Origin of the sequence: Frigoribacterium sp. SL97, assembly GCF_026625765.1 — a bacterium.
Classification (GTDB): Bacteria; Actinomycetota; Actinomycetes; order Actinomycetales; family Microbacteriaceae; genus Frigoribacterium.
Map to the genome: position 1 here is coordinate 3,181,812 of NZ_CP113062.1, position 24,601 is coordinate 3,206,412.

Sequence of the window (24,601 nt, forward strand, 5' to 3'; positions counted from 1 at the left end):
CTCGGGCGGGTCCGCCGGCGACGGGCGGCCTCGGACGCAAGGCCCGTACGGACACGCCCACCCACGGAACGCAGGAGGCGCGCCCCGGTCACGCGACCGGGGCGCGCCTCCGTCGTCGTGTCGACCCGCGCCTCCTCGGGGGGCGTCGGCCGCCGGACGTCAGGCGATCGGCTTCTCGAAGCAGATCGACTGCGGGATGGTCGTGACGTAGGGCTCGTAGGTCGGGATGCGGGTGAAGCCGATCTTCTCGTAGAGGGCGACGGCGTCGGGCTGACGGTCCCCGGTCTGCAGGATGAGTCGGCGGGCACCGCCCTCTCGGGCGACCGCCTCGAGCTCGGCCATCAGCAGCCGGCCGATGCCGCGGCCACGCTGACCGTCCGCGACGATCACCCGCTTGACCTCCCATTCGCCGTCCCGGCTCTGCACGAGGGCGTGGCCGACGGGCGTGCCGCCGTCGGCACCGTCGTCGACGACCACCAGCACGGTGGCCAGCACGTTCGACGGGTGCACCGTGAGGGCGGCGTTCCGGGCCTCGACGACGTCGACGGGTTCGACGACGTCGCGGTGGTAGCGGACGGTCATCTCGGCGTCCATGGCGTCGCGCAGGGCGACGGCACGGGGATCGTCGAAGGCGACGCGTTCGAGGTGCAGCGGGGGCAGGGCGGAGGGAGCGGTGTTCGTCACCAGACGATTCTGCCCCCTCGTGGGGTGCCTAGAGTCGCACGCCCCGCGCGGCCATGAACGGCACGGGGTTGGTCGAGGCGCCGCCGACGCGGGTCTCGAAGTGGAGGTGGCAGCCGGTGGAGTTGCCGGTCGAACCGACGAGCGCGATCAACTGGCCCGCGACGACGCTCTGCCCGCGGGACACCTTGATGCCCCTGTTGACGATGTGGCCGTACGCGGTCGAGACGCCGCCGCCGTGGCTGACCTGGATGTAGTTGCCGTAGCCGCCGGTCAGGCCCGCGAAGGTGACCGTCCCGGAGGTCGCCGCGTAGATCGGGCTGTTGCAGCCGGGGGCCAGGTCGATGCCGTCGTGCATGCGGTACACGCCGGTCACGGGGTTCACGCGCATGCCGTAGCCGCTCGACATGTACCCGGCGCTGGGGCGCACCCAGCCCGAGCCGCTCGAGGCACCGCCACCGCCGGACGAACCGCCGCCGGCGGACGGGGCGGGCGCGGGTGCGGAGGGCGTCGAGGGTCGGGCAGCGGCGGCCGCGGCAGCCGCGGCGCGCTGCTGACGGAGCGCCTCGGCCTGGCGGGCGGCCTCGGCGGCGGCGGCGGCCTTGCGGGCCTCTTCGGCCTGACGCGCGACCTCGACGCCGGTGGCGTAGTCGGCCTCGGTCTGCAGGCTCTGGTCTTGCAGCACGGCGAGCTGGCCCTGGAGGCGCGACTCGTTCTCCTGCTGGGCGGCGACGGCGGCCGCGGCGGCGTCGGACGCGGCCTGGGCCTCGTCCATCGAGACCTGGGCGGCTCCCTGCAACTTCACGAGCGCGTCCGAGGCGACCTTGGCCTGGTCGGACAGCGACTGGGCCACGTTGCGGTCGTTCACGGCCTGCTGACGGATGCCGTCGGTCTGCTCGGTGAGCTTGCTCATCGCGCCGAGGCGGTACAGCAGGTCGTCGGCCTGCTCGGTGTCGCCCACGAGCTGCGACGACACGTCACCGCCACCGGTGCGGGCGAGCTGCGCCGAGACCTGACCGGCGCGCTGTTCGCTGGCGTCGGCCACCGCAGCCTTCTCGTCGGCCTGCGACTGCAGTTCGGCGAGCTTGGCGGCACCGGCGTCGGCGTCGGCCTGGGCCTGCTCGAACTCGGCACCGAGGCGTTCGGCCTCGGCCTGGGCGGTGGTGGCGTCGCTCGCGAGCTGGTCGAGCAGCCCCTGGATGCGGCTGACCTCGGAAGCCTTCGCCGACTCGCTCGACCGGGCCGCCTGGACGTCGTCCCACGTCGGGTACGAGGCGGCCTGTGCGGGCGAGCCCCCGAGCACCGCGCCCGACGCGACGAGCGTGAGGCTGAGCAGCACCGTCGCCACGGCGGCGGCGACGCCCTGACGGCGGGGCAGGGACACGGGCGAAGTCACGGAGGAGCACCTATCTGTGGTCGGTCCTGAGCCCGCTGGACGCGCCGGATCGACGGTCGTCGGGGGTGGGGAACCCGCTCAGCCTACGGGCGGAACCGGGAAGGGTAAACCCGCACCTCAGGGTTTCTCGTCATCGGCATGTCCCCAGTCAGGGGTTCACAGGGGGATTCACGACATGACTCCAGTCACATCCGTCACACGATCTGTACCCCGATCGACGAAGAGGCGCGAGTCGGCGACACCCGTCGCCCACCACGACGGGCATCGCCGTTCCGGGCCGGGCCGGGCCGGGCCGGGGCCGGGCCGACCATCGGGCACCCGGCACCGGCGCCGAGCCGCCAGGCGGGTCAGTCGACGAAGGCCGAGTTCAGACGGTGGAGCGCCGCAGCGAGCGCGTCGACCTCGGCGGGCGTCCACCCCTCGAGCCGGTCGGCCAGTGCGGACCGGTTGGCGTCGACCGATCGGGCGAGCAGGTCACGACCACGGGCGGTCAGCGTGAGCGCCTGGCCGCGGCGACCCTCGACCGCGGCCCCTGCGCCGGGCTCGACCAGGCCCAGCTCGACGAGTCCGCCGAGCTGGCGCGAGACGGTCGAGCGGTTCAGCCCGAAGTCGGCGGCGATGTCGGTGGCGCGGCAGCCGGGGTGGGTGGCGATGAAGGTGACGAGCGAGTGCTCGACGAACGACAGCGGGGCACTCTTGTGCCGGGCACGGGCGACGGCCCGTCGGGACACGGTCTCGAGCTCCGAGTAGACCGTGTCGATTCCTCGCTGCCCCCGCTGGTCCGTCACGGGGTCAGCCTAACGGCGGGTGGTCGGGAACACCGAGGGGGTCGTTTGTGTTGCATAATGCAACTGTAGACCGACGGGCAACGGCGCCCCCGACCACGAGGAGCCCCGTGACGACCACCGACCTGACCCTGCACCGCCCGGACGACGGCGCGCGCCCCGACCACGACTCGTTCCGCGCCGACGCGCTCCGGGACCGGGACGACCGACCCGACCCGCGCCTCCACCGGGGTCACCAGCACGCCGGGCCCGCGATCGCGCGCCACCCGCGTCCCGACGCCGCGGCCTGGCGGTCCCTCGGCCTGCACGTGCTCATCCCGCTCTTCCTGGCCACCGGCATGGCCCTCGCCTACCTCGGCGCCTTCGGCCACCCGACCCCCCACCACGTGCCCGTCGCCGTCGTGGGCAGCTCGGCCCAGAGCGAGGTCTTCGCCCAACAGCTCAACGACGCCGACCCGGACGCCCTCGACGTGCGCACCGTCGCCGACGCCGACTCGGCGCGCAGGCTCATCACCGACCGCGAGATCTCGGGTGCGTTCGAGGTGGGCGCCACCGACGCGACGCTGTACGTCTCGTCCGCTGCGTCGGACACGACCGCGAGCGTCCTGCAGAAGGTGTTCGGTCCGGTCGCCTACCGACTCGGGCTGCCCCTGAAGGTCGACGACGTCGTCCCGAGCGGCGAGGGCGACCCGACCGGACAGGGCCTGTTCTTCCTGCTCGTCGCCCTGAGCGTCGGCGCATACGCGAGTGCCGCAGCCATCTCGGCGGCGAGCGCCCGGCTGGGACTCGGCTCGCGCCTCCTCGCCGGGGTCGTCACGGCGGCCGTGATCGCGGCGATCGGCACCGTCGTGGTCGGCCCCGTCTACGGCATCGTCACGACCGGCCTCTGGGGCATCGCCCTCGTCAGCTGGTTGTACGTGACCGCCGTCGTCGTGATCGGCATCGGCCTGCACCCCCTGCTCCGCCACTGGACCACGCCGGCCCTGACCATGCTCTTCGTCATGCTGAACTTCACCAGCTCGGGCGGAGTCTTCTCGTCGCAGCTCGTGCCGCCCTTCTTCGGCGCGTTGGGTGCCTTCTGGAACGGCTCGGCCTGGCTGCACGCCACGCAGTCGATCGTGTACTTCCCCGGCCAGGGATGGGGCCGGGCCGGTCTGACGCTCGCACTCTGGCTGGCCGCGGGGCTCGCCCTCGCCGGACTCACCCACCTCTGGAGCGTGCGCCGCACCCGGCTCGCGAACGAGCGCGTGGCCGTCCGCGAGGACGAGGAGGGCATCGCCGCCTGAGCCGCAGGGCGTCGGGGACGCCGGTGACGCCGGGCGCGGCGGTGACGCGTGCGACACCGGGCGCCGGGCCCGCCGGGGACGCGTGCGAGACTCGACCGGTGACGACGACGCACGAGACCCTCCGGCCACCCCGACGCGACGAGCGGAACTGGGCCGACAGCTTCAGCTACGGGGCGACCCGGGTCGTGCAGCCGACCACGATCGACGAGCTGAGCGAGCTGGTCGCCGGGGCCCCGCGCATCCGGGCCCTGGGCACGCGCCACTCCTTCAGCGACGTGGCCGACGGACCGGGGCTGTTGGTCTCGACCACGGCGTTGCCCGCCGACCCGGTGATCTCGGACGACGGCCACGGCGTGACCGTCGGGGCCGGCACGAACTACGCCGTCGTCGCGCAGCACCTCGACCGACACGGACTCGCCCTGCTGAACATGGGCTCGCTGCCGCACATCTCGGTGGGTGGAGCGATCGCGACCGGCACCCACGGCTCGGGACTCGGCCTCGGGAGCCTGTCGAGCGCGGTGTCGGCCCTCGAGATCGTCGGGCCCGACGGGTCGCTCCGGACCGTGCGTCGTGGACAGCCGGGCTTCGACGGCAGCGTCGTGGCCCTGGGCGCCCTCGGCGTGGTGGTCCGGGTGACCCTCGACGTCCAACCCGGGTTCCGCATGCGACAGGACACCTACGTCGACCTGCCCTGGTCGAGCGTCGACGACCACCTGATGGACGTCATGGGAGCCGGGTACAGCGTCAGCTTCTTCCACGAGTTCGACCACCGCATCCGCGAGGTGCTGGTCAAGTCGCGCGTGCCCGACGGCCTCGCCGACGTGTCGATGCCCCGTGACCTGTGGGGCGCCCGCCCCGCCCCCGTCGACGAGCACGCCGAGGTCACCGGTACGAAGTCGACGCCCATGGACGGCAGCGTGGGGTCGTGGGCCGACCGGTTGCCGCATTTCCGCATCGACGCCACCCCGTCCGTGGGTTCCGAACTGCAGAGCGAACACTTCGTCGCCCTCGAGGACGGTGCGGCCGCCCTCCGCGCCGTACGACGCCTCGGCGACGAGCTACGCCCGCACCTGCACACCTGCGAGACCCGCACCGTCGCGGGCGACCCGCTCTGGTTGAGCCCGACACCACAGGACAGCCTGGGCATCGCCTTCACCTGGAAGAAGCACCCCGCCGAGGTCGCGGCCTTGATCCCCCGGGTCGAGGAGGCGCTGGCCCCGTTCACCCCGCGCCCCCACTGGGGCAAGCTGTCGGCCCTGCCGCACGCGGCGATCGTCGCGGCCTACCCGAGGCTGACGGATTTCGCCGACCTCGTGCGCGACATCGACCCCGAGGGCAAGTTCGGCGGCCCGGCCGTGGAGCGCCTGCTCGCCTAGCCGCGACGGCGTGGAGCGCGTGCGCGCCTAGGCGCGACGGCGTGGAGCGCGTGCGCGCCTAGGCGCGACAGGTGGTCGACGGGTCGGGCCCCGGGTCGGGCTTCAGTAGGACTCGCCGGTGGGGTCCGCCGCCTCGAGGTCGAGCAGCTCGGCCCCGCCGACGGGCAGGCCCTGCCAGGTCTGCAGGCGCCAGCCGGCCTCGATGCTGCCCTCGAGGGTGACGACCCCCGTGTTCTCGAGCAGGTGCTGACGGATGAACTCGTCGTCGGCGTTGACCGCCCGCGAGCCGACCCAGGCCCGGATGGCCGCACCGTGACTGACGGCCGCGACCGTCTCGTGCCCGTCGCCCTCGGCCCCGGCGATCAGGTCGGCCAACGCGGCGTCGTACCGCGCGTAGAACTCGTGCCCGTCCTCGGAACCGGGCACCCGGACGTCGAGGTCGCCCGACGCCCAGGAGAAGACGCAGCCGACGTAGGCCGTGACCGCCTCGATGTCGTGTCGGCCCTCGAGGTCGCCCGCCTTCACCTCGCGCAACCCGTCGAGCACCGTCGGCGCGAGGCCCCGGGCGGCGGCCAGAGGAGCCGCGGTGAGCTGCGTCCGCACGAGCGTGCTGACGAGGAGGGCACCGATCGTCTCGTCGGCGAGGGCGGCGGGCAGAGCCTCGGCCTGCCGTCGACCGAGGTCGGTGAGCCCGACGCCGGGCGCGACGGTGCCGAGGACGCCCTCGACGTTGTCGGGGGTCTGACCGTGGCGGATCAACAACAGGCGCATGATCGTCAACCCTACGGTGGACCCCCGACACCGGCGGTCGTCAGGCGTCGGGCCAGAGGCGACCGGCGTCCACGACGACGTCGGCCCGGGCGCGGGTGGCCCGCACGAGCCGGGCGTTCGCCTCGTCGGGACCCGCGGCCCAGGCCTCGGCGGCTCCGGGCGTCATGCCGAAGCGGACGTGACGGGCGACGAGCCAGCGCCGTCGCCGCTCGGCCGGGGTGTCGACGAACCACACCTCGTCGAACGTCGCGCGCACCGCGGGCCAGGGCGTGAGCTCGGCCAGCAGGTAGTTCCCCTCGCTGACCACGACCTCGACGGACGGATCGACCTCGACCGCGCCGCCGATCGACTCCTCGACGCCCCGGACGTACTCGGGTGCCCACACCGTCCCCGACCGGGACCGCAGCCGCTCGAGCAGGGCGAGGTAGCCGTCGGCGTCGAAGGTGTCGATCGCGCCCTTGCGGTCGAGGCGGCCGAGCCGGGCCAGGGTGGCGCCCGCGAGGTGGAACCCGTCCATCGGCACGACCACGGCCCTCACCCCGACCCGCGTGAGCCCCTCGACGACGGCCGCGGCGACCGTGCTCTTGCCGCCCCCGGGCTCGCCGGCGACGCCGATCAGGGTGCGGACGGACGTCGGGACGGGACCGCCGGGGGACGCGAGGCCCGCGGAGGAGCCGCGCCGCGCCTCCTGCGTCCGGGCGTGGACCGCCAGGGCTCGGGCGACGAGGTCCTCCACCGAACCGAGCGGCGTACCGGTCACTCGGGGCGGCCGGCCGAGCCCGGACCGGTGCCCGCCTCGTCGCCGACGTCCGCGGTCCGCAGCTCGGTGAGGGCCGCCTCACGCCGCGACCGGCGCCAGGCGAGCAGGGCGTGCAGGGCGATGGGCACGACCGACAGCACGACGAGCACGACCGCCAGCACGTCGATGTGGTCGCGGATGAACGGGATGCCGCCGAGCAGCGAGCCGAGCACCGTCATGCCCACGGCCCAGAGGAAGGCGCCGGTCACGTTGAAGAGCAGGAACCTGCGGTACCGGTAGCCCGCGGTCCCCGCGGCCAGCGGGACGTAGGTGCGGACGATCGGGACGAACCGACCGAGGATCAGGCTCGTGCCGCCGTACTTCGCGAAGAAGGCCTCCGCACGCTCGAGGTAGGCCGTCTTCAGGATGCGTGCGTCGTCCTTGAACAGGCGTCGGCCGAAGCGGTTGCCGAGGAAGTAACCCACCTGGTCGCCGAGGACCGCGGCGACGAAGGCGCAGAGGGCGATCACCCAGACCTGCAGCCCCAGCGCCTCGTGCAGCACGCCGGCGGTGAAGAGCAGCGAGTCGCCGGGCAGGAACGGGAACAGCACGCCCGACTCGATGAAGACCATCAGCGAGATGCCGGCGAGGGCCCAGGGCCCCAGCGCGGGCAGCAGCTCGTCCGGGTTGAAGAGGACGAACCCCCCGCCGGTGGACGCGGGCAGGGCGGCGAGCAGGGTGTCGGCGATCACGAGGGACGACTGTAACGGGTCCACCCCGGGTCGCGGCGTCCACCGAGCGGACCACTCGCGCATCCACCGGTCTCGGCCGGGCGGGGGATGCCCCCGGGCGCACCGCGCCCCTAGCCTGGGGCGATGCGGACACCCCTCAGCATGCCGACGACAGGACGCACGCGATGATCGAAGCCCGGAACCTCACCAAGATCTACGGAGACAAGCGCGCGCTCGACGACGCCACCTTCACGGTCCGACCCGGCCTCGTCACCGGGTTCCTCGGCCCGAACGGCGCCGGCAAGTCCACCACCATGCGCATGATCGTCGGGCTCGACCGCCCCACCAGCGGCAGCGTCACGGTCAACGGCAAGCGGTTCGCCGACCACGCGGCCCCCCTGCACGAGGTCGGCGTCCTGCTCGACGCCAAGGCCGTGCACACCGGTCGCAGCGCCCACGACCACCTGCTCGCCATGGGCGCCACGCACGGCATCGGCAAGAAGCGCGTCGACGAGGTGATCGCCCTGACCGGCCTCGAGTCGGTCGCGAAGAAGCGCGTCGGCGGGTTCTCGCTCGGCATGGGCCAGCGCCTCGGCATCGCCGCCGCGCTGCTCGGCGACCCGGCCACCGTCATCCTCGACGAACCCGTCAACGGCCTCGACCCCGAAGGCGTCGTCTGGGTGCGCACCCTGGCCCGCTTCCTCGCGAGCGAGGGTCGCACCGTGTTCCTCTCGTCGCACCTGATGAGCGAGATGGCCCAGACCGCCGACCACCTCATCGTGCTCGGGCGCGGCAAGGTGCTCGCCGACTCCCCCATCTCGGACGTCATCTCGCAGGCGTCGGGTGACGCCGTGCGCGTCCGCAGCCCGCACGCCGACCACCTCGTCTCGCTGCTGCAAGGGCCGGACGTCGCCGTCACGGCCGTCGAGCCCGGCGTCGTCGAGCTGCGGGGCATCACCGCCGAGCGGGTCGGCGACCTCGCCGCCTCGTCCGGCGTCGTGCTGCACGAGCTCACCCCGCTGGTCCGCTCGCTCGAGGACGCGTACATGACCCTCACGCAGGACTCCGTCGAATACCACGCAGGAGGCGCGGCGCGAGGCAGCCACGTCGCCCCCGACACGCAGACCCCCCAGGGAGCGACCCGATGACCGCCACGACCCCCACCCGTCACCGCGACCGACCCGTGCGCCCGACCTCGAAGCTCACCTTCGGCGGCGTGCTGCGCAGCGAGGTCATCAAACTACGTACGCTCCGCTCGACCTGGTGGTGCCTGGCGATCATGGTCGTCATCATCGTCGGCTTCGGGGCCCTGTTCGCCCTGAGCGCGGGCCTGTTCCAGGCCGGCGAGGCCAGCACCGAGCAACAACAGCAGATCGTCGCGCAGTCCGTCTCGGTCGGCGTGGTGTTCGGCCAGCTCGTCGCGTCGATCCTGGGCGCTCTCGTCATCACCGGTGAATTCGGCACGGGCATGATCCGGTCGACCTTCGCCACGGTGCCCAAGCGCCTGCCCGCGGTCGTCGCCAAGCTCGTCGTCGTCGCGCTGACGCTCTTCGTGGTGTCGCTGGTCGCCCTCGTCCTGACCCTGCTGATCAACAGCGCGATCCTGCCGTCGAACGACATCACGGTCGACTTCGGCGACGGTGCCCTCTGGCGCAGCGTGGTCGGAGCCGCGGCCTCGATCGCCTTCATCGGCATGATCGCCTTCTCGCTCGGGGCGATCATCCGCAACGGCGCCGGCGCCATCGCGGCCTCGGTCGGCCTGGTCTTCGTGCTGCCGATCATCGTGCAGATCTTCACGGCGTTCGTCGACGCCGCCTGGGTCTACACACTGGCCGAGATCATCCCGCCGAACGCCGCCGCCCGGCTCTACGACTACGTCGTCTCCGGCCAGTCGGCCATGGCCCTGCCGAGCCCCGACGGGGCCCTCGTCCTCGAGCCGTGGAGCGCCCTGCTGGTGCTCGTCGGCTGGGTCGTCGTGCTCTTCGGTCTGGCGCTCGCGCTCGTGAAGCGACGCGACGTCTGACCGACGGGCACCGCGCCTCCTCGGGGTGACGGCGACGCGATCGGACGGATCGGGAAGAACCGGACCGTCTCGTACGTTCGGTCGCACAGGCACACCGCCGTCACCTCCGAGGAGCCCCATTTGAGCATCGACCCCTCTCCCCCGACGACCGTCGGCGACAGCCGAGCCCCCGAGAGCCGAGCCGCCGACACCGCGACGGCGGGCGCCGACGGCGACCAGGCCGGCACCGAGGCGCGCAACAAGCTCGTCATCGGGCTGCTGCTCGTGTCGGCCTTCGTCGTGATCCTCAACGAGACGATCATGGGCGTCGCCCTGCCGAGCCTCACCCGCGACCTCGACATCACCGTCACGGCGGGCCAGTGGCTGACCACGGGCTTCATGCTCACCATGGCCGTCGTCATCCCGATCACGGGCTTCCTGCTGCAGCGCTTCAACACCCGCCCGGTGTTCATCACCGCGATGAGCCTCTTCAGCCTCGGGACGGCCATCTCGGCGATCGCTCCCGGCTTCGGCGTGCTGCTGCTCGGCCGCGTCGTGCAGGCCTCGGGCACGGCGATCATGATGCCGCTGCTGATGACCACCGTGCTCACCCTCGTGCCGCCGGCCACGCGCGGCCGCACGATGGGCAACATCTCGATCGTCATCTCGGTCGCACCGGCCATCGGCCCGACGATCTCGGGCGTCATCCTGAGCGTGCTCGAGTGGCGCTTCATGTTCATCCTCGTGCTGCCGATCGCCCTCGTGGCGCTCGCGCTCGGTGCCGCCCGCGTCAAGAACGTCACCACGCCGAAGAAGGTGCCCCTCGACGTCACCTCGGTGATCCTGTCGGCCTTCGCCTTCGGTGGCATCGTCTTCGGGCTCAGCTCGATCGGCGAAGGGGCCGAGGCCGCCGTCCCCGCCTGGGTGCCGCTGGCCGTCGGCGTCGTCGCGCTCGTCGCGTTCGTGCTGCGTCAGCGCTCGCTGCAGCGTCGCGACCGCGCCCTGCTCGACCTGCGCACGTTCTCGTCGCGCACCTTCACGATCTCGGCGTCGGTGCTCGGCGTCGGCATGATCGCCCTCTTCGGCACCCTGATCGTCCTGCCGATCTACCTGCAGAACGTGCACGGCCTCGACCCGCTCGCCACCGGGCTGCTGCTGCTGCCCGGCGGCCTCGTCCAGGGCCTGCTGTCGCCCGTCGTGGGACGCCTGTTCGACAAGTACGGTCCGACCGTGCTGCTCGTGCCCGGCACCACCCTGGTCAGCGCGGTGCTGTGGTTCATGTCCACGGTGTCCGAGTCCACCCCGATCCCGATGGTCCTCGCCGCCCACGTCGCCCTCAGCATCGGCCTGGCCTTCATGTTCACGCCGCTGTTCACCTCGGGCCTCGGGTCGCTGCCGTCGAACCTGTACTCGCACGGCAGCGCGATCGTCGGCACGGTGCAGCAGCTGGCGGGCGCCGCCGGCACCGCCGTGTTCGTCACCGTGATGACCCTGGCCGCCACCGCGGCGGCCAGCCAGTCCGGTGCCGGAGCCGCCGCCACGGGAGCCGGCGTGCGCGCCGCATTCCTGGTCGGCGCGATCATCTCGGTGTTCGCCGTCGTGGGGTCGTTCTTCGTCCGGCGCCCGCCGGTCGTCGAGGGCGCCGAGCCGGTCGTCGCGCACTAACCTGCGCGCGTCGCGCGTCGCGCGTGGCGCGTGGCGAGACGTGCGTCGGCGCTGCCGAGCTGCCGAGCTGCCGAGCTGCCGAGCTGCCGATGGCCACGGCCTCCCCCTCGGGGAAGCGCCGGCCGTCGGCAGCTCGTCGTCGCATCAGCCGTCCGTGAGGTCGTGGATCGTCGTGCAACCGACGGCCCGAGCCGCGTGATCCCGTTCCCGCGACGGCCCCATGGCGCCGACGGTGCGGCCTGCACCACCCGCGCCTCCTCAGCCCCTGCGAATTCGGTGCGGGTGCGGGTGCGGGCAACTCCTGTCTCGGGGTGCGCCCTGCCTCCGGGTCCCTATCTTCTCGGCCCGCGCCTCCTCGGCAGTCCTGCGTTGCCGACACGCGCCTCCTCCGCGGTCATGCGTTGCCGACACGCGCCTCCTCGGCGGTGCTGCGTTGCCCGTGCGCGCCCTCCTCTGCCCCTGCAGGTGCGGGCAACTCCTGTCTCGGGGTGCGCGCTGCCTCTGGGTCCCTGTCTTCTCGGCCTGCGCCTCCTCGGAAGTCCTGCGTTGCCGACGCGCGCCTCCTCGGGCACCTGCTTCCTCGACGTGCGGGCCGACGCGGACACGGGCTCCGAGCGCGAGTAACGTCCGGGCACGTGCAGATGATGCAGACTTGCAGGCTGCGCACCCGACGTCACGCATCCCCGGGAGGCCGACCCATGACAAGCTCACCCACCACCTCGTCGAACGGCGGCCCGGGCGGAGGCACGCGCAGCCTCGTCCCGGCCCGGATGGACCGTCTGCCGTGGACGAGGTTCCACTGGTCGATCGTCGTGGGCCTGGGGTTCTCCTGGGTGCTCGACGGGCTCGAGATCCAGATCGTGGCTTCGGCCGGGTTCCAGGCGGACCTCGGGCTCACCGCCGCCGAGGTCGGGCTGCTGGGCACGATCTACCTCGTCGGCCAGGTCTTCGGGGCCCTCATCTTCGGGCGGATGGCCGACAGCCTCGGCCGCAAGAAGCTGTTCATCCTGACCCTGGCGATCTACCTCGTGGCGAGCGCCATCGCGGGACTGTCGCCGAACTTCGTCTTCCTGGCCGTGTTCCGGTTCTTCGCCGGTGCGGGGATCGGCGGGGAGTACGCCGCCATCAACTCGGCGATCGACGAACTCATCCCGTCGAAGTACCGCGGACGCGTCGACATCGCGATCAACGGGACGTACTGGGGCGGCGCGGCCCTGGGCGCGACGGCCAACATCTTCTTGCTCGACCCCGACCTGTTCGCCGAGAACGTCGGCTGGCGCATCGGGTTCTTCATCGGCCCCGTGCTCGGCCTCGCGATCATCTACCTGCGCCGCCACATCCCGGAGAGCCCGCGGTGGCTGATGACCCACGGACGCGAGAAGGAGGCCGAGGCGACGGTCGACGACATCGAGGCCCGCGTCGAGAAGGACAAGGGCACCGACCACCTCACCCCCGTGTCGGACGACCAGGCCATCGAGGTGGTCGCGGCGGGGCGGATCGGGTTCGGCACCATCATCCGCACCCTGGTACACGACTACCCGAAGCGAACCTTCGTCGGCGCCGCGATGATGATCACGCAGTCTTTTCTCTACAACGCGATCTTCTTCACCTACGCACTCGTGCTGCAGAACTTCTACGGCACGAGCCCCAGCAGCACGCAGTACTTCTTCCTGATCTTCGCCGTGGGAAACCTGCTCGGGCCGCTGGTGCTGGGGCCGCTGTTCGACAGCTGGGGTCGACGTCAGATGATCTTCCTGACGTACGCCGTGTCGGCGGCGGTGCTCGCCGTGTCGGCGATCCTGTTCCAGGCGGACGTGCTGAACGCCGCGACTCAGACCGCCTTCTGGAGCGTCTCGTTCTTCTTCGCCTCGGCAGGCGCGTCGTCGGCCTACCTGACGGTGAGCGAGATCTTCCCGCTCGAGCTACGGAGTCAGGTCATCGGCTACTTCTTCGCCCTCGGACAGATCGTCGGCGCCGTCGCTCCGAGCCTCTACGGCGCCCTCATCGGCGACGGGAGCGACCGGGGCCCCCTCACGGGCGGGTACTTCCTGGGCGCCGGCGTCATGCTGGTCGGCGGTGTCATCGCGCTCATCTTCGGAGTCGACGCGGCTCGCAAGTCGCTCGAGACGATCACCACTCCGCTGTCGGTCGTCCCCTCGTCGAAGCAGTCGCCGCGGAGCTGAGGTGGGCCGGGCCGGCGGGCGGCTTGCCCAGGCCGTGCGGCGCGATGAAGGCCAGTGGGACGGGCTACGCGCTCCACCGCTAGGTTCCCCCGATCGGGAACTCCTGACCGGGGTGCCGTCGGGGAATCGCCAGCCGCCACGATCGGTGACCCCGGGGTCCGAGCACTCGCGGCAACGAGGAGTTGCCGACATCCTCGGCGCGACGGGGGCCACCCGCCGTGAAGATCAGCGCATCGATCGCCTCGGCCGTCGACCGCCACCTGTTCTTCACCATCATGGCGCTCGCCCGAAACGGCACCCGCCCCTCACGGGCGATGTCGGCGTCCTTGACCCGGTCCTCGTCGAAACGCCGTTCATGGTGTGCTCGTCCATCCGTCTCGAAGCCGATGATGCCGTCGACCACCATGTCGATGATCTTGTTCGTCCCCGAGACGGGGATCTGACGCACGACGTGGCGTCCCGCGCGTCGGAGTCTCGTTCCGGCGGCGCTCTCGAGGATGCTCTCCGCGCCTCCTTCACTCCATGCGACGAGGCCGGCAGCGTCCATCCTCTTGCGGGACAACACCTCGGCGGCGTCGTCATCGTCCTGGACGATGCCTGCCTCCCTCGCCCAGTCGACGAGGATCACCGCGTCCTCGAAGGATCGCGCCTCCACGACCGCCCGGGCCAGGGCGTCGCGAGGATCGACCGCCCAGGTCGATCCTCGGCAACTCAGGTCGACGGGGTCCCAGACGACACGGACCCCTCGACGCCTCCGGAGGCGCGAGGCCGTCAACGGAACCGACACGGTGACGGGCGGTCGGCGCGACGACCACGACCACGCCCCGAGCAGGTGGAGGGCGGACGCTCCCGTGAGCCGGCCACCGACCGCCACCGCGACGAACCGGGGGTCATGGGGCGACCACGTGGAGTACCACCCCCGCCGGGGCCGGACGACGCTGCGGGAACGCACGGCGACGGTGAGGTGTCGGTCGGTCGCGCCGTGGGCGACGAGGTCGCGTTTGTGGAGCAGGCCTCCGGCGGACGAGACCAGTTCGGCGATCGTGGTCATGTCACGAGCGTGTCGGAATCGCGGGAGCCGTCACCTCCGCACGACTCGCACCGGGGACGCACGGCGGCGGCTGGCCCCTGGGGACGAGACGACGCCGAACCGGTGAGACCTTCTCCGCGGTCGGGAACGGCCTGCCGTCGCCAACTCCTGTCTCCTGCCCAGACCCAAGGTGGTGTGAGGGTTCCGGCCGGGTGGCGATGCCCTGGGGGCAGGAGTTGCCGACCGTGCTGGTGCAGTGTCGGGAACTCCTGCATCGGGCGTCGGCGTCGTGACGGAGGCGCGAGGGTTCCGCCTCGGCCAGTCGACAGCCCGGAGTTGCCGACCGGGACAGACCCTTGGCGGTGACAGCAAGCGGAACGGGACAGGACACGACGGGACGAGACGGAAGGGGGCAGTAGACGGACGGGACAGGGGCGGCACGAGGCGAGGCGGGGGCTGGGCGAGACGAGGCGGGGCGAGGCGGGGGCGGGGCGGGGCGGGGCGGCGATCAGGGAGTCGTGACCGCCGGGGGCATGCGCGCGAGGTCCGGACCGATGCCGATGTCGACGAGCACGACGCGTCCGGCTCGCTCCGCCCCCGGGCCCACGACGAGCCCGACCTTGTGCCCGCCGAACGTGACGGTGACGTCCGCGGGCAGCACGTGTGGCGGATCGGGGAGGGCCCCGTCGTCCACCCCGATGCCGCTCGGAACGTCGACCGCGATCACTCGTGGTGCGGGCTCCGTGACGTCGCCGTCCGCAGCCGAACCTCCGCCCGGGGACGTCCCTGCGCCCCTCCCCGTCACGGATGCCACAGCCGCCTCTGCACCCGCACCCCATGTCGCACCAGTGACCACCGGCAGCACCGCCTCCACCACGCGCAGCGAATCCCCCCGGAGCCCCGCACCGTTCGAGCCCGTCCCGACCAGTCCGTCGAGCAGCACGTCGTACGCGGGCAGAACCCCCGCCACGACCGCAGCATCGCACCAGGCTTCGACGTCGTCGAGCACGGCCCCTGCCGCGAGCGCCGCGGCCAGGGCGGCCTCGTGCACCCGTGACCCCACGGGCACGACCGTCACCGCGCCGCCCTGTGGCATGAGCTCGCGGGCGAGCGACTCCCCGGCGTAGAGCGCGTCACCGCCGTTGTTGCCGCTTCCGACGAGCAGCAGGATGCGGCCCGCACGACCGTCCCGGGAGGACGAGGAGGCGCGCAACACGTCGCGCACGACGTCCGCGAGACCGTCGGCCGCCCGCCTCATCAAGGGTTCGCCCGCCTCCAGGTGTGGGCGCTCCGCCTCACGGATCTGTGCCGCCGTCCAAGCCTCGACCATGCGTCCACCCTCCTCCCCTCGACCGCCGGAAGACCGGGCCGCCCACCCCGGTCCGCCACGGCGCCGGGCCCCGCCGTGCCGCACCGCGCCGAGGAGGACCTGCTCGTGCGGCACCGGCCGAGTCGGTAACTCCGGGCCTGTGACGCGCAGGCGGCCGAGGGCGCCGCCCACGGGAGGCACGGGCGGCACGAGGGAGGAGTTGCCGACATCGCGCGCCACTCGGCACCTCGGTCGACCCGACCGCGAGCCGACCCGAGTCGACCGTCACGCGACCAGAACGGCACGACGAGCGGGAGGCGCAGCGGGCACGACGAGCGGGACGTGCAGCGGGCACGACGCGCGAGACGCGCGCAGCGAGCGGGACGCGCGCAGCGAGCGGGACGCGCAGCGGGCACGACGAGCGGGACGAGCACAGCGAGCAGAACGAGCACAGCGAGCACTACGACCACAACCATCACGAGCTGTGGGGCGCTGCCAGACTGTCGGGATGCGTGCGACCACCCCGAACCCTGTCGACGGCACCGAGATCGCCTACGAGGTCGACGGGGACGGGCCGCCGCTCCTGCTCGTGCACGGCTCGGGCCTCTCGCGCGGCACCTGGCGGGGGCTCGGCTACCTCCGGGACCTGCAGCGCGACTTCACGGTGGTCGCGCTCGACATGCGCGGCCACGGCAAGAGCGGCAAGCCCCACGACCCCGAGTCGTACGCGATGGACCTGCACCGTGGTGACGTCGGCGCCGTGCTCGACGCCACGGGCCTCGAGCCCGCGCACTACGTCGGTTACTCGTTCGGCGCCCGCATCGGGCTGTCCGTCGCGGCGCACGAGCCCCGGCGCCTCCGGACGCTGACCACGATCGGTGGCAGCTGGGCCCCGATGAACGGCAACATCGGCGCGACCTTCACGCCCGACTGGCACGACGCCCTGACGACGGGTGGCATGGCCCGCTTCGTCGACCGCTGGGGCGAGACGATCGGCCGTCCGATCGATCCCGAGACCCGTCTGGCCTTCATGCAGGACGATCCGATCGCCCTGGCCGCCTTCTTCACCGCGGCCGAGACGGGTGGCGGCCTGACGGTCCCCCAGCTCGACTCGGTCGAGGTCCCCACCCTCCTGCTGGCCGGCACGCGGGACGTCGACCGCCATCGCGAGTCCCAGGAGGCCGCCCGCCGGATGCCGGCAGCCGTCTTCTACTCGCTCGTCGGCCAGGACCACGCCTCGTCGCTGCTCCCCGTCGACCAGGTGACCGACCTGCTGCGCACCTTCCTCGAGACCGTCGACGCCTGAGGCCCGCCCCGACGGGTCGTCGACCCGGAGGCGCGGCGCCGGAACGCAGAACGCGACCCGGAGGCGCGGTCCCCTAACGCAGGACGCGACCAGGAGGCGCGGTGCCGGTGCGCAGGACGCCACGGGACGACCCCGGCGAGCGCCGGTGCGCGCCGACTGCGAGAATGGACGCACCATGGGCATCAGTCGGCGAGCGTTCTTGACGGGATCGGTCTCGGGGGCCGCGATCCTCGTGCTGTCGGCCTGCACGACGGACTCCCCCGCGCCGACGGCCAGCCCCACCCCGTCCGCCACGCCGACCCCCACGCCGACGCCGACCTCGTCGGGCACGGTCGCCCCCGCTGCCTTCCGCCGCAGCTCGTGGGCCGACGACCCCTACTCCCTCGGGGCGACGAGCCACCTCACCCCCGGCACCTCCGACGCCGACCGCCGGTTGCTCGGCACCCCGCTCGACGACCGCCTCTTCTTCGCCGGAGAAGCCGTCGCCTCGACGATGGGCGGCACGGTCTACGGTGCGCGTCAGTGGGGCTTCGACGTCGCGGCGCAGGTCGCCGGGGTCGCCGCGACCGACGAACGCATCGCCGTGATCGGCGCCGGCATCGCGGGGGCGACCGCGGCGCGGTCCCTCGTCGACCGGGGCTACGACGTCGTGGTCGTCGAGGCCCGCGGCCGGGTCGGCGGCCGGGTGCACAGCGTGCACGACGACGACTGGCCCTACCCGGTCGAACTCGGCGTCGGCCTGCTCGAGGGCCCCGGGTCGGTGGCCCTCCAGGCCGCACTCGCCCTCGCCCGCGTCCGCACCCGGCCGCTCGACGACACCGTCGAGGTCCGGACGTCCGACGGTGCGGTCGACTCCCTCGGCGACGCCGCCGACCGTCTCGACCGGGCCGCGTCCTGGGCCGTGGGGCGCTCCACCACGACCGACGCCGACTCCGGTACGAGCGTCACCGACGCCCTCTCCGGCTCGGGGGCCGACGAGGTCTCGGCCCTTCCCGGTCCGGACGGGGTCTCGGACGCCGACCGTCTCGCCCTCGTGCTCGACGACCTCCTCCCGGCCCGATGGGGGGCCGGGGCCGACGACCTCGCCGCCTCGGCCCTCGGCGACGACCCCGCACGCGACCTGCTGCCCACCGGCGCCTCCGTGGTGACGGGTGGCCTCTCGGGCTTCGTCGCGGGCCTGCTCGACGGCCTCGACGTGCTCCGCGACAGCAACGTCGTCCGCGTCCAGTACGGCGACCAGGGCGTGGGGCTGAGGCTCGCGACCGGCGAGTCGCTCTCGGTCGACCGCGCGGTGTCGACGATCCCCCTGGGCGTGCTGAAGACCGGCGTGCCCGAGTTCTCGCCCGATCTGCCGTCCACCCACACGGACGCGATCGAGGCCCTCGGCGTCGGCACGCGCGAGGTGCTCTGGCTGCGCTTCGACGAGGCCTTCTGGTCCACCCAGGCCACGGTCTGGGCCGTGCTCGACGACGACGCCCCCTACCGGCTCTTCGTCAACCTCATGCCGGCGACCGGCGCGCCCGTGCTGGTCGCGCTGACGGGTGGCGACGCGGCGGCCGAGGTCGCCGGCCTCGACGACGACGCGGCGATGGCCTCGGCGATGCAGAGCCTGGCGCCCTACCTCGACCTCGTGGCCGCCGGGTCCCCCGCGCCCACCGACGAGCCGACGGCCGACCCGACGTCCTGACCCGCGCCTCCTCGTCCGTCGACCGCAGGAGACGCGGTGCACGTCGCCGACGCCGGCCCGCCACCCTGCCGTGCCCGCGCGTGCGGCCGCACGTGGCTCAGCGCGACGAGCCCCACGAGCACCCCGACGATCGTGCCCAGGGCGATGCCGTTGTACAGCAGGAACTCGCCCGGCCAGGTGACCTGCGCCGGGTCGAGGAAGAAGTACGGGTACCAGCCGACGTCGGCGCCCCGGACGATCATGAACACGCCCCACACGAGCGGGAAGACCAGCACCACCGAGAGCACCCGCCACCGCACCCGCGGCCGGTCGGGGCCGAACACCCAGTCCACGAGCACGAACGTCGGGATCACGAAGTGCAGCAGCTGGCTCGACCAGGGCACCTCGATGCGGTAGTCGTGACTCGCCGACTCGGCGACGATGATGCCGAACACGATGCCCGACACGATCACGTAGGTGCTGACCAGGGCGTGGACTCCCGCGAACCAGTCGGGCTCCTGTCGCCCGCGCAACGACACGACGCCCGCGAAGGCGAGCACCACGACGTTCGCCATGTTGCTCTGCTGCGTGAAGTAGCTGAAGTAGTTGATCGAGCTGAAGGTGCTGAAACCGAGCACGTAGACGAAGTCGGCGACGAGGGCGACCACGCCGACGGCGGCCGCGAGCAGGCGTAGGACGCCGACGATCCGTCGCACCGTGTCACGCCCTCCGGATCTGGTCGGCTGTGGTCGGGGGAAACGTCGATCGTACTAGGCGCCCGCGCGACGCCTCGACGTGCGGAGGCCGGGCCCGCTCGTCGTGACGACGTGCGGACCCGGCCTCGGTGCCTCGGCGTCGCGACCGAGCGCGACGCCGTGACGATCAGGCGATCAGCTGGGGATGTAGTTGAACTCGTCCGGGTTCGGACCGGTGCGCTCGTCCTTGTTCAGGGCGGTGATGGCGGCCACGTCGGCGTCGGTCAGCTCGAAGTCGAAGAGATCGAAGTTCTCTTCCACGCGCGAGCGCGTGACCGACTTCGGGAAGACGATGTCGCCACGCTGGATGTGCCAGCGCAGCGTCACCTGCGCGGTCGTCTTGCCGACGCGCTCGGCGATCTCGGTGATGGTCTCGTCCTTGAGGACGCCGCCCTGGGCGATGGGCGACCAGGCCTCGGTGTGGATGCCCTTCGAGACGCCGAACTCGCGCAGCGCGTCCTGGGTCAGGTAGGGGTGCACCTCGATCTGGTTGACGACCGGGACGACCGAGCCCTCGTCGAGGACGCGCTCGAGGTGGGGCTGCTGGAAGTTCGAGACGCCGATGGACTTCGCGCGGCCACTGGCGTAGATCTCTTCGAGGGCCTTCCAGGTCTCGACGTAGTCGACGTCGATGCCGGGCAGCGGCCAGTGGATGAGGAACAGGTCGACGTAGTCCTGCTTCAGCGCGTCGAGCGTGCCGTCGAACGCCTTCAGCGCGTCGTCACGCTTGTGGAAGCCGTTGTTGAGCTTCGAGGTGACGAAGATCTCGCTGCGGTCGATGCCGCTCTCGGCGATCGCCTCGCCGACGCCCGCCTCGTTGCCGTACATCTCGGCGGTGTCGATGTGGCGGTAACCGACCTCGAACGCGGTGAGGGTGGCGTCCTTGGTCTCGGCCGGGTCGACCTGGTAGACGCCGAACCCGAGCTGAGGGATCTGGATTCCGTTGTTCAGGGTGATGGTGGGGATCGTGGTCATGTGTAGAGCCAACCACTCACCCCCGTCGAACCTTCCGAGGAAACACTGGTGGACGTACCCCGGGCGTGTTACTGTGATGAGTCGCTTGGGCCCCTCTTCTCAGAAGTGCCCCGTGCGGTGACGACCGAGTCCACACCGGTGCACCGCCCGAACAGCCTCGCGAGACGACCTCGCCGGATGCGCACGATGACCACCGATCATCGTTGCCCTACTTCTCCGGCCGCCGTCACCGCAGGCCCGACCACCGCCGTCAGGCGGACCACGAGCGCCCATCCGGCATCTCGTGCCACGGATTCTGTCGCAACACAGAGCACACATCGAAATCGAGCATCATGAACGACATCATCAGCATCACCGGCACGGTCACGACCGCGCCCACCCTCACCACCGCCCGCCTCGTCGAGTTCGTCGTCGTCGACGACCGCGGCACCCAGTTCGCCGTCCGCGCCTGGCGCGACGACGTCACCGCCGCCGTGCGCGTCGGTGCGTCGGTCGTCGTCGACGGAGCGGCCGGCTGGGTCATCCCCGGTCGCAGCTGGCGCCACGAGCCCAGCCGCACCATCGTGCAGGCCTCGTCGGTCGAGACCCGCGAGCTCGCCCTGGCCGCCTAGGCCCCGGCGGCGCCTGCGGGCGCGACGACCCGAGGAGGCGCGGTGAGGCTGACGGCCGCACCGCGCCTCCTGCGGTTCCGGCCCCGAGGAGGCGCGGTGAGGCTGTCGGCCGCACCGCGCCTCCTGCGGTTCCCGGCACCACGACGACGGGCCCGGCCACCGAGGAGGTGACCGGGCCCGTCGTCGTGTGCGGAACCCGCGAGGTCAGAGCCCCCGGGCGCGGACCAGGATCGGACGGTGGTCGCTGATGCCGGCCGGCAGGGTGACGACGTCCTCGATCTTGAGGTCGTAGCTCGTCGCGAAGTCGAAGTGGCCCTTGACGTACTTGTAGCCGAGGTAGGTCGGGGTCGAACTGCGGGTCAGCACGAAGCCGTCGCGCTCGATGTGCTTGCGGAGACCGCCGTGGAACCACGGGTAGTTGAAGTCGCCCACCATGAGCATCGGCACGCCGGGCGCCAACGCACGCATGAGGCGGTGCGCCGACTCGACCTGCTTCTTCCGCAGGGCGTTCGTGGCGGTGAGCGGGGCGGCGTGGAACGAGCCGATCAGCACGTCGCGTCCGCTCTGCCGGTCGGCCAGGTGCATGGCCAGGAGACGCTCGTGCGCCGGCGACATCACCCGGTCGTGCATCGACTTCTTCAGCGCGTAGACGTTCGTCCCGAGCAACTCGAAGCGCGAACGGCGGTAGTAGGCCGCCAGCCCGAGACGGTTGTTGTGCGTCGACGCCGCGAGGGCGAACTCGCCGAACTCGTCGGGGATGTCCTTCGTGTCGGCCTCTTGCAGGCAGAGCACGTCGGCGTCGTTGTCCTCGGCGAGCGACCGGATCTCGCCCTTGGCCGTGTGCTCGCGAAGGTTGTAGCTGACGACGCGCATCGTGTGTCCGTTGTCTTCTGTCACGAGTAGCGAACCTAGTCCACGTCTGTTTCGGGGAGGTGCAGGTTGGACGAAAGGGGGGTGCCGGGTGAGGCGGACGTCGTGTCCGCCGCACCCGGCACCCCCTGGCGGTCGGCTACTCGCCGCGGTGGCTGCGGTCGGCGTCACCGGTCAGCGCCGCGCGGGCCGCACGACGACGGGTCGAGACGACGAGCGCTGCACCGAGCAGGGTCAGCAGTGCGGCCAGCGTGACCGGACCGGCCAGCTCGGCCCCGGTGAAGGCGAGACCGGTGGTCGCTGCCGCGGCGGCCGGTCGAGGCGTCGACGCGGCCGGGGCGGTCGGGCCCGCCGCGGGGGCGGCGAGCGCGGCCGGGGTCGTCGTCGGGGCGGACGTCGGCGTGGTGGTCGTGCCGGTCGCGCCGGAGACGCGGGCGAACCAGGCGTTCGAGGACGTCACGGCCTGGCCCGACTCGATGCCCCGCGCCGTCACGGTGCCGACGTCGTGGTGGTCGGCGGTGCCGGCCGTGACACCCGCGAGGGCGGCGGTGCAGTCGAACGAGGCACCGACCGCGAGGGGGCCGGCCCAGGTGACACCGGTGGACGGTCCGCCCAGGGCGCTGAAGTCGCAGCTCAGGCCCGTGACGGTGCCGTTGGCGACGACCGCGTCCGAGACCGAGACGTCGGCGAGCGCGTCGGCACCCGTGTTGGTGACCCGGTAGGCCAGCGAGGCGGTCCCGTCGGAGAGCACGACGGCGGCGTCGGCGGTGTCGGCCGCGTGGCCCGCGGCGTCGCCCTTCGTGATGGTCACGGCGGAGACGGGGACGTCACCGCTGCCCACTCCCCCGGCGGAGGCCTGGACCTTCGAGGCCGTGACCCGGCTGCCGGCGGCGACACCGGCCCGGACGGTCGACGCAGTCGCGGCGTTGGTGAAGGTCTGCGGGGCGGTCGCGGTGCCGGTGGGGGCGGCGAGGCTCACGGCGACGGCGGCACGGTACTGCGCGGTCCGCGTCTGCGCGCCCCACGAGACCGTGTACCCGGAGTCGGTGCAGTCGAACGAGGCCGGGGTCACGGCGACCGGTGCGGCCAGCGAACCGTCGGCCTTGGTGCGGATCTCGGTGAAGACGGCGGTGTCGCAGTCGAACGACCACGCCTCGCCGACGGGGACCGAGTCACCGACGGTGGCCGAGTCGAACGGCCCCATCGGCGTGTTCACGCTCCAGACGAGGAAGTCGTCGGCCACGAGTCGACCCTGGTCGGCACGGGTGTAGGTGCCGAACTTCGTCACGACGTCCGATCCGCGCAACACACCGGTCGGAGTGACGACGGTCGTGAAGTCGCGACCGTCGTTCGTGGTCGACGTGAAGGGGGTGGGCACGCCCGACGGGGTGGTGCGTCCCTCGAAGTCGGACGTGACGAAGGCCTGGCCGCTGACGTTGAGGTGGTCCTCGGCGTAGGCGGTCATCGTGAAGGTGACCACGGACGGGCGCGTCCCGACGACGGCGGCGTCGGCCACGACCGCACCGGTGGCGGGGTCGCGGAGCGCGAAGTCGGTGGGCAGGTTCTTCAGGTGCTCGCTGAGCGCCAGCGTGAAGGTGTCACCTGCGAGGGTGTCGTCGGGCACCTGCCACGCGATCGTCGTCGTGAGCTGGGAACCCTGCTTCGGCGTGGTCGGGGTGACCGTCACGTTCGTGATGGCACCGTCGATCTCGGCGGCCCGGGCCGGAGCCGCGGTGCCGGTGAGGGCGGCGGTGCCGGCCAGGGCGAGGGTGGCGAGCAGCGCGGCGGACAGGCGCAGGGCCCTCCGCCCGCGACGGGGAGACCCCTCGAGGGTGAGCGAATGCATGGTGGTGCCTTTTTCGGGTAGGTCAGACGCGCGCCTCGACCTGTTCCCCCGGTGCCGTGTTCGGGTACGGCGCCGGGGTCGGGTGAACGGGGATCGTCACGTCTCGGGTGACACCCAAACTAGGGCCGACGTGCCGACCGTGTCCACCATCGGGGGGACAGATCACCCGGACGAGGAACGGGCGACGAGGGTGGCGCCCGGGCGACGGACGTTCCGCGGTGCTCCGTGCGCCGTGCGCCGTGCGCCGTGCTCGGTGCGCCGTGCGCGTTGCGCCGTGCGCGGTTTGCCGGGAACTCCTGCCCCCTGCCCGACACCCGCCCCGATTCCCCCGCAGGCGAGCCCACACCGCAGCACACGCCAGGAGTTGCCGACACGGACCACCCCCGGTCGGCAACTCCTGCCCCCTGCCCGACGCCGGCCCCGACTCCCCCGCTGGCGAGCGCCACCGCAGCACGAGCCAGGAGTTGCCGACACGGACCACCCCCGGTCGGCAACTCCTGCACGCTGACCGACGCCGGCCCGACTCCCCCGCTGGCGAGCGCCACCGCAGCACGGGCCAGGAGTTGCCGACACCACGGGGCGGGGCGGGAGGGGGCGGGGCAGGCGGGGCGGGCGGGG

The 24,601-nt window shown here is 72.3% G+C and carries 21 protein-coding genes; 9 read left to right on the forward strand and 12 right to left on the reverse strand.

The genetic code is table 11. The features are described from left to right. Positions 1-159: 159 nt before the first annotated feature. From OVA02_RS15520 to OVA02_RS15530, 3 genes are all read right to left on the reverse strand, one after another. Positions 160-684: a GNAT family N-acetyltransferase gene (locus OVA02_RS15520; protein WP_235452638.1), complete on the reverse strand. Its 525-nt coding sequence runs from the start codon at positions 682-684 to the stop codon at positions 160-162. A 28-nt stretch (positions 685-712) separates the two neighbouring features. After that, positions 713-2,077 carry a peptidoglycan DD-metalloendopeptidase family protein gene (locus tag OVA02_RS15525; protein ID WP_267658778.1) on the reverse strand — a complete coding sequence of 455 codons (1,365 nt, stop codon included), beginning with the start codon at positions 2,075-2,077 and terminating at the stop codon, positions 713-715. A 347-nt stretch (positions 2,078-2,424) separates the two neighbouring features. Continuing rightward, positions 2,425-2,865, reverse strand: a complete 441-nt coding sequence (locus OVA02_RS15530) for a MarR family winged helix-turn-helix transcriptional regulator (RefSeq protein ID WP_056046684.1) — start codon at positions 2,863-2,865, stop codon at positions 2,425-2,427. 107 nt (positions 2,866-2,972) lie between these two features. Here OVA02_RS15530 and OVA02_RS15535 point away from each other — a divergent pair, with 107 nt between their 5' ends. Together OVA02_RS15535 and OVA02_RS15540 are read left to right on the forward strand one after the other, a co-directional pair. Further along, complete coding sequence (locus tag OVA02_RS15535) at positions 2,973-4,148, forward strand: ABC transporter permease (RefSeq protein ID WP_056046686.1); 1,176 nt, start codon at positions 2,973-2,975, stop codon at positions 4,146-4,148. Positions 4,149-4,246: 98 nt separating this feature from the next. Then, positions 4,247-5,524: an FAD-binding protein gene (locus tag OVA02_RS15540; RefSeq protein WP_056046688.1), complete on the forward strand. Its 1,278-nt coding sequence runs from the start codon at positions 4,247-4,249 to the stop codon at positions 5,522-5,524. 102 nt (positions 5,525-5,626) lie between these two features. Here the strand turns inward: OVA02_RS15540 and OVA02_RS15545 are convergent, their stop codons facing one another. From OVA02_RS15545 to OVA02_RS15555, 3 genes are read right to left on the reverse strand one after another with little or no spacing between them, the layout of a single operon-like run. Continuing rightward, positions 5,627-6,295, reverse strand: coding sequence for a histidine phosphatase family protein (locus tag OVA02_RS15545; RefSeq protein WP_056047815.1), 669 nt, complete (start codon positions 6,293-6,295; stop codon positions 5,627-5,629). A gap of 40 nt (positions 6,296-6,335) precedes the next feature. Beyond that, complete coding sequence (locus tag OVA02_RS15550; RefSeq protein WP_200922585.1) at positions 6,336-7,031, reverse strand: nucleoside/nucleotide kinase family protein; 696 nt, start codon at positions 7,029-7,031, stop codon at positions 6,336-6,338. A gap of 20 nt (positions 7,032-7,051) precedes the next feature. Then, positions 7,052-7,786 (reverse strand): DedA family protein, encoded by a 735-nt coding sequence (locus tag OVA02_RS15555; RefSeq protein ID WP_235452643.1) that lies wholly within the window; start codon positions 7,784-7,786, stop codon positions 7,052-7,054. Positions 7,787-7,950: 164 nt separating this feature from the next. Between OVA02_RS15555 and OVA02_RS15560 the strand changes: the two genes are divergently transcribed. The 4 genes from OVA02_RS15560 to OVA02_RS15575 all read left to right on the forward strand — a co-directional run bounded on the left by OVA02_RS15560 (position 7,951) and on the right by OVA02_RS15575 (position 13,615). Beyond that, positions 7,951-8,913 (forward strand): ABC transporter ATP-binding protein, encoded by a 963-nt coding sequence (locus OVA02_RS15560; RefSeq protein WP_043593111.1) that lies wholly within the window; start codon positions 7,951-7,953, stop codon positions 8,911-8,913. After that, on the forward strand, positions 8,910-9,788 hold the full coding sequence (locus OVA02_RS15565) for an ABC transporter permease subunit (protein ID WP_056046690.1): 879 nt from the start codon (positions 8,910-8,912) through the stop codon (positions 9,786-9,788). The genes OVA02_RS15560 and OVA02_RS15565 overlap by 4 nt, the downstream gene beginning before the upstream one ends. Positions 9,789-9,908: 120 nt before the next feature. Further along, on the forward strand, positions 9,909-11,432 hold the full coding sequence (locus OVA02_RS15570) for a DHA2 family efflux MFS transporter permease subunit (RefSeq protein ID WP_235452646.1): 1,524 nt from the start codon (positions 9,909-9,911) through the stop codon (positions 11,430-11,432). A gap of 698 nt (positions 11,433-12,130) precedes the next feature. Further along, positions 12,131-13,615, forward strand: coding sequence for an MFS transporter (locus tag OVA02_RS15575; RefSeq protein WP_082460329.1), 1,485 nt, complete (start codon positions 12,131-12,133; stop codon positions 13,613-13,615). Positions 13,616-13,694: 79 nt separating this feature from the next. On the opposite strand, the gene OVA02_RS15580 is transcribed toward OVA02_RS15575, so the two are convergent. Together OVA02_RS15580 and OVA02_RS15585 are read right to left on the reverse strand one after the other, a co-directional pair. Next, on the reverse strand, positions 13,695-14,666 hold the full coding sequence (locus tag OVA02_RS15580; RefSeq protein ID WP_056046693.1) for a hypothetical protein: 972 nt from the start codon (positions 14,664-14,666) through the stop codon (positions 13,695-13,697). Positions 14,667-15,153: 487 nt separating this feature from the next. Then, on the reverse strand, positions 15,154-15,975 hold the full coding sequence (locus tag OVA02_RS15585) for an NAD(P)H-hydrate epimerase (protein ID WP_267658779.1): 822 nt from the start codon (positions 15,973-15,975) through the stop codon (positions 15,154-15,156). A 487-nt stretch (positions 15,976-16,462) separates the two neighbouring features. On the opposite strand from OVA02_RS15585, the gene OVA02_RS15590 reads away from it, so the two are divergent. Then, positions 16,463-17,260, forward strand: a complete 798-nt coding sequence (locus tag OVA02_RS15590; RefSeq protein ID WP_056046697.1) for an alpha/beta fold hydrolase — start codon at positions 16,463-16,465, stop codon at positions 17,258-17,260. Between the two features lie 175 nt (positions 17,261-17,435). Then, on the forward strand, positions 17,436-18,947 hold the full coding sequence (locus OVA02_RS15595) for a flavin monoamine oxidase family protein (protein ID WP_267658780.1): 1,512 nt from the start codon (positions 17,436-17,438) through the stop codon (positions 18,945-18,947). On the opposite strand, the gene OVA02_RS15600 is transcribed toward OVA02_RS15595, so the two are convergent. Then, the gene (locus tag OVA02_RS15600; RefSeq protein ID WP_267658781.1) at positions 18,878-19,642 is read right to left on the reverse strand and encodes a Pr6Pr family membrane protein; all 765 of its coding nucleotides are present in this window, start codon (positions 19,640-19,642) and stop codon (positions 18,878-18,880) included. The genes OVA02_RS15595 and OVA02_RS15600 overlap by 70 nt on opposite strands. A 174-nt stretch (positions 19,643-19,816) precedes the next feature. Next, on the reverse strand, positions 19,817-20,656 hold the full coding sequence (locus OVA02_RS15605) for an aldo/keto reductase (RefSeq protein WP_056046702.1): 840 nt from the start codon (positions 20,654-20,656) through the stop codon (positions 19,817-19,819). Between the two features lie 332 nt (positions 20,657-20,988). Between OVA02_RS15605 and OVA02_RS15610 the strand changes: the two genes are divergently transcribed. Then, a complete protein-coding gene (locus OVA02_RS15610) occupies positions 20,989-21,267 on the forward strand; it encodes a hypothetical protein (protein WP_056046704.1) in 279 nt (92 codons plus the stop codon). A 204-nt stretch (positions 21,268-21,471) separates the two neighbouring features. Here OVA02_RS15610 and OVA02_RS15615 read toward each other — a convergent pair whose 3' ends face one another. Both OVA02_RS15615 and OVA02_RS15620 read right to left on the reverse strand, forming a co-directional pair. Further along, positions 21,472-22,164, reverse strand: a complete 693-nt coding sequence (locus OVA02_RS15615) for an endonuclease/exonuclease/phosphatase family protein (protein WP_307785101.1) — start codon at positions 22,162-22,164, stop codon at positions 21,472-21,474. Between the two features lie 112 nt (positions 22,165-22,276). Then, on the reverse strand, positions 22,277-23,983 hold the full coding sequence (locus OVA02_RS15620; protein ID WP_267658782.1) for an Ig-like domain-containing protein: 1,707 nt from the start codon (positions 23,981-23,983) through the stop codon (positions 22,277-22,279). Between the last annotated feature and the right edge of the window lie 618 nt (positions 23,984-24,601).

Bases quoted from the DNA above. Each gene is read 5' to 3' on its own strand.
- OVA02_RS15620 (WP_267658782.1), bottom strand. From the start codon at position 23,983: ATGCATTCGCTCACCCTCGAGGGGTCTCCCCGTCGCGGGCGGAGGGCC.
- OVA02_RS15565 (WP_056046690.1), top strand. From the start codon at position 8,910: ATGACCGCCACGACCCCCACCCGTCACCGCGACCGACCCGTGCGCCCG.
- OVA02_RS15560 (WP_043593111.1), top strand. From the start codon at position 7,951: ATGATCGAAGCCCGGAACCTCACCAAGATCTACGGAGACAAGCGCGCG.
- OVA02_RS15610 (WP_056046704.1), top strand. From the start codon at position 20,989: ATGAACGACATCATCAGCATCACCGGCACGGTCACGACCGCGCCCACC.
- OVA02_RS15575 (WP_082460329.1), top strand. From the start codon at position 12,131: ATGACAAGCTCACCCACCACCTCGTCGAACGGCGGCCCGGGCGGAGGC.
- OVA02_RS15545 (WP_056047815.1), bottom strand. From the start codon at position 6,295: ATGCGCCTGTTGTTGATCCGCCACGGTCAGACCCCCGACAACGTCGAG.
- OVA02_RS15595 (WP_267658780.1), top strand. From the start codon at position 17,436: ATGGGCATCAGTCGGCGAGCGTTCTTGACGGGATCGGTCTCGGGGGCC.
- OVA02_RS15605 (WP_056046702.1), bottom strand. From the start codon at position 20,656: ATGACCACGATCCCCACCATCACCCTGAACAACGGAATCCAGATCCCT.
- OVA02_RS15590 (WP_056046697.1), top strand. From the start codon at position 16,463: ATGCGTGCGACCACCCCGAACCCTGTCGACGGCACCGAGATCGCCTAC.
- OVA02_RS15585 (WP_267658779.1), bottom strand. From the start codon at position 15,975: ATGGTCGAGGCTTGGACGGCGGCACAGATCCGTGAGGCGGAGCGCCCA.
- OVA02_RS15580 (WP_056046693.1), bottom strand. From the start codon at position 14,666: ATGACCACGATCGCCGAACTGGTCTCGTCCGCCGGAGGCCTGCTCCAC.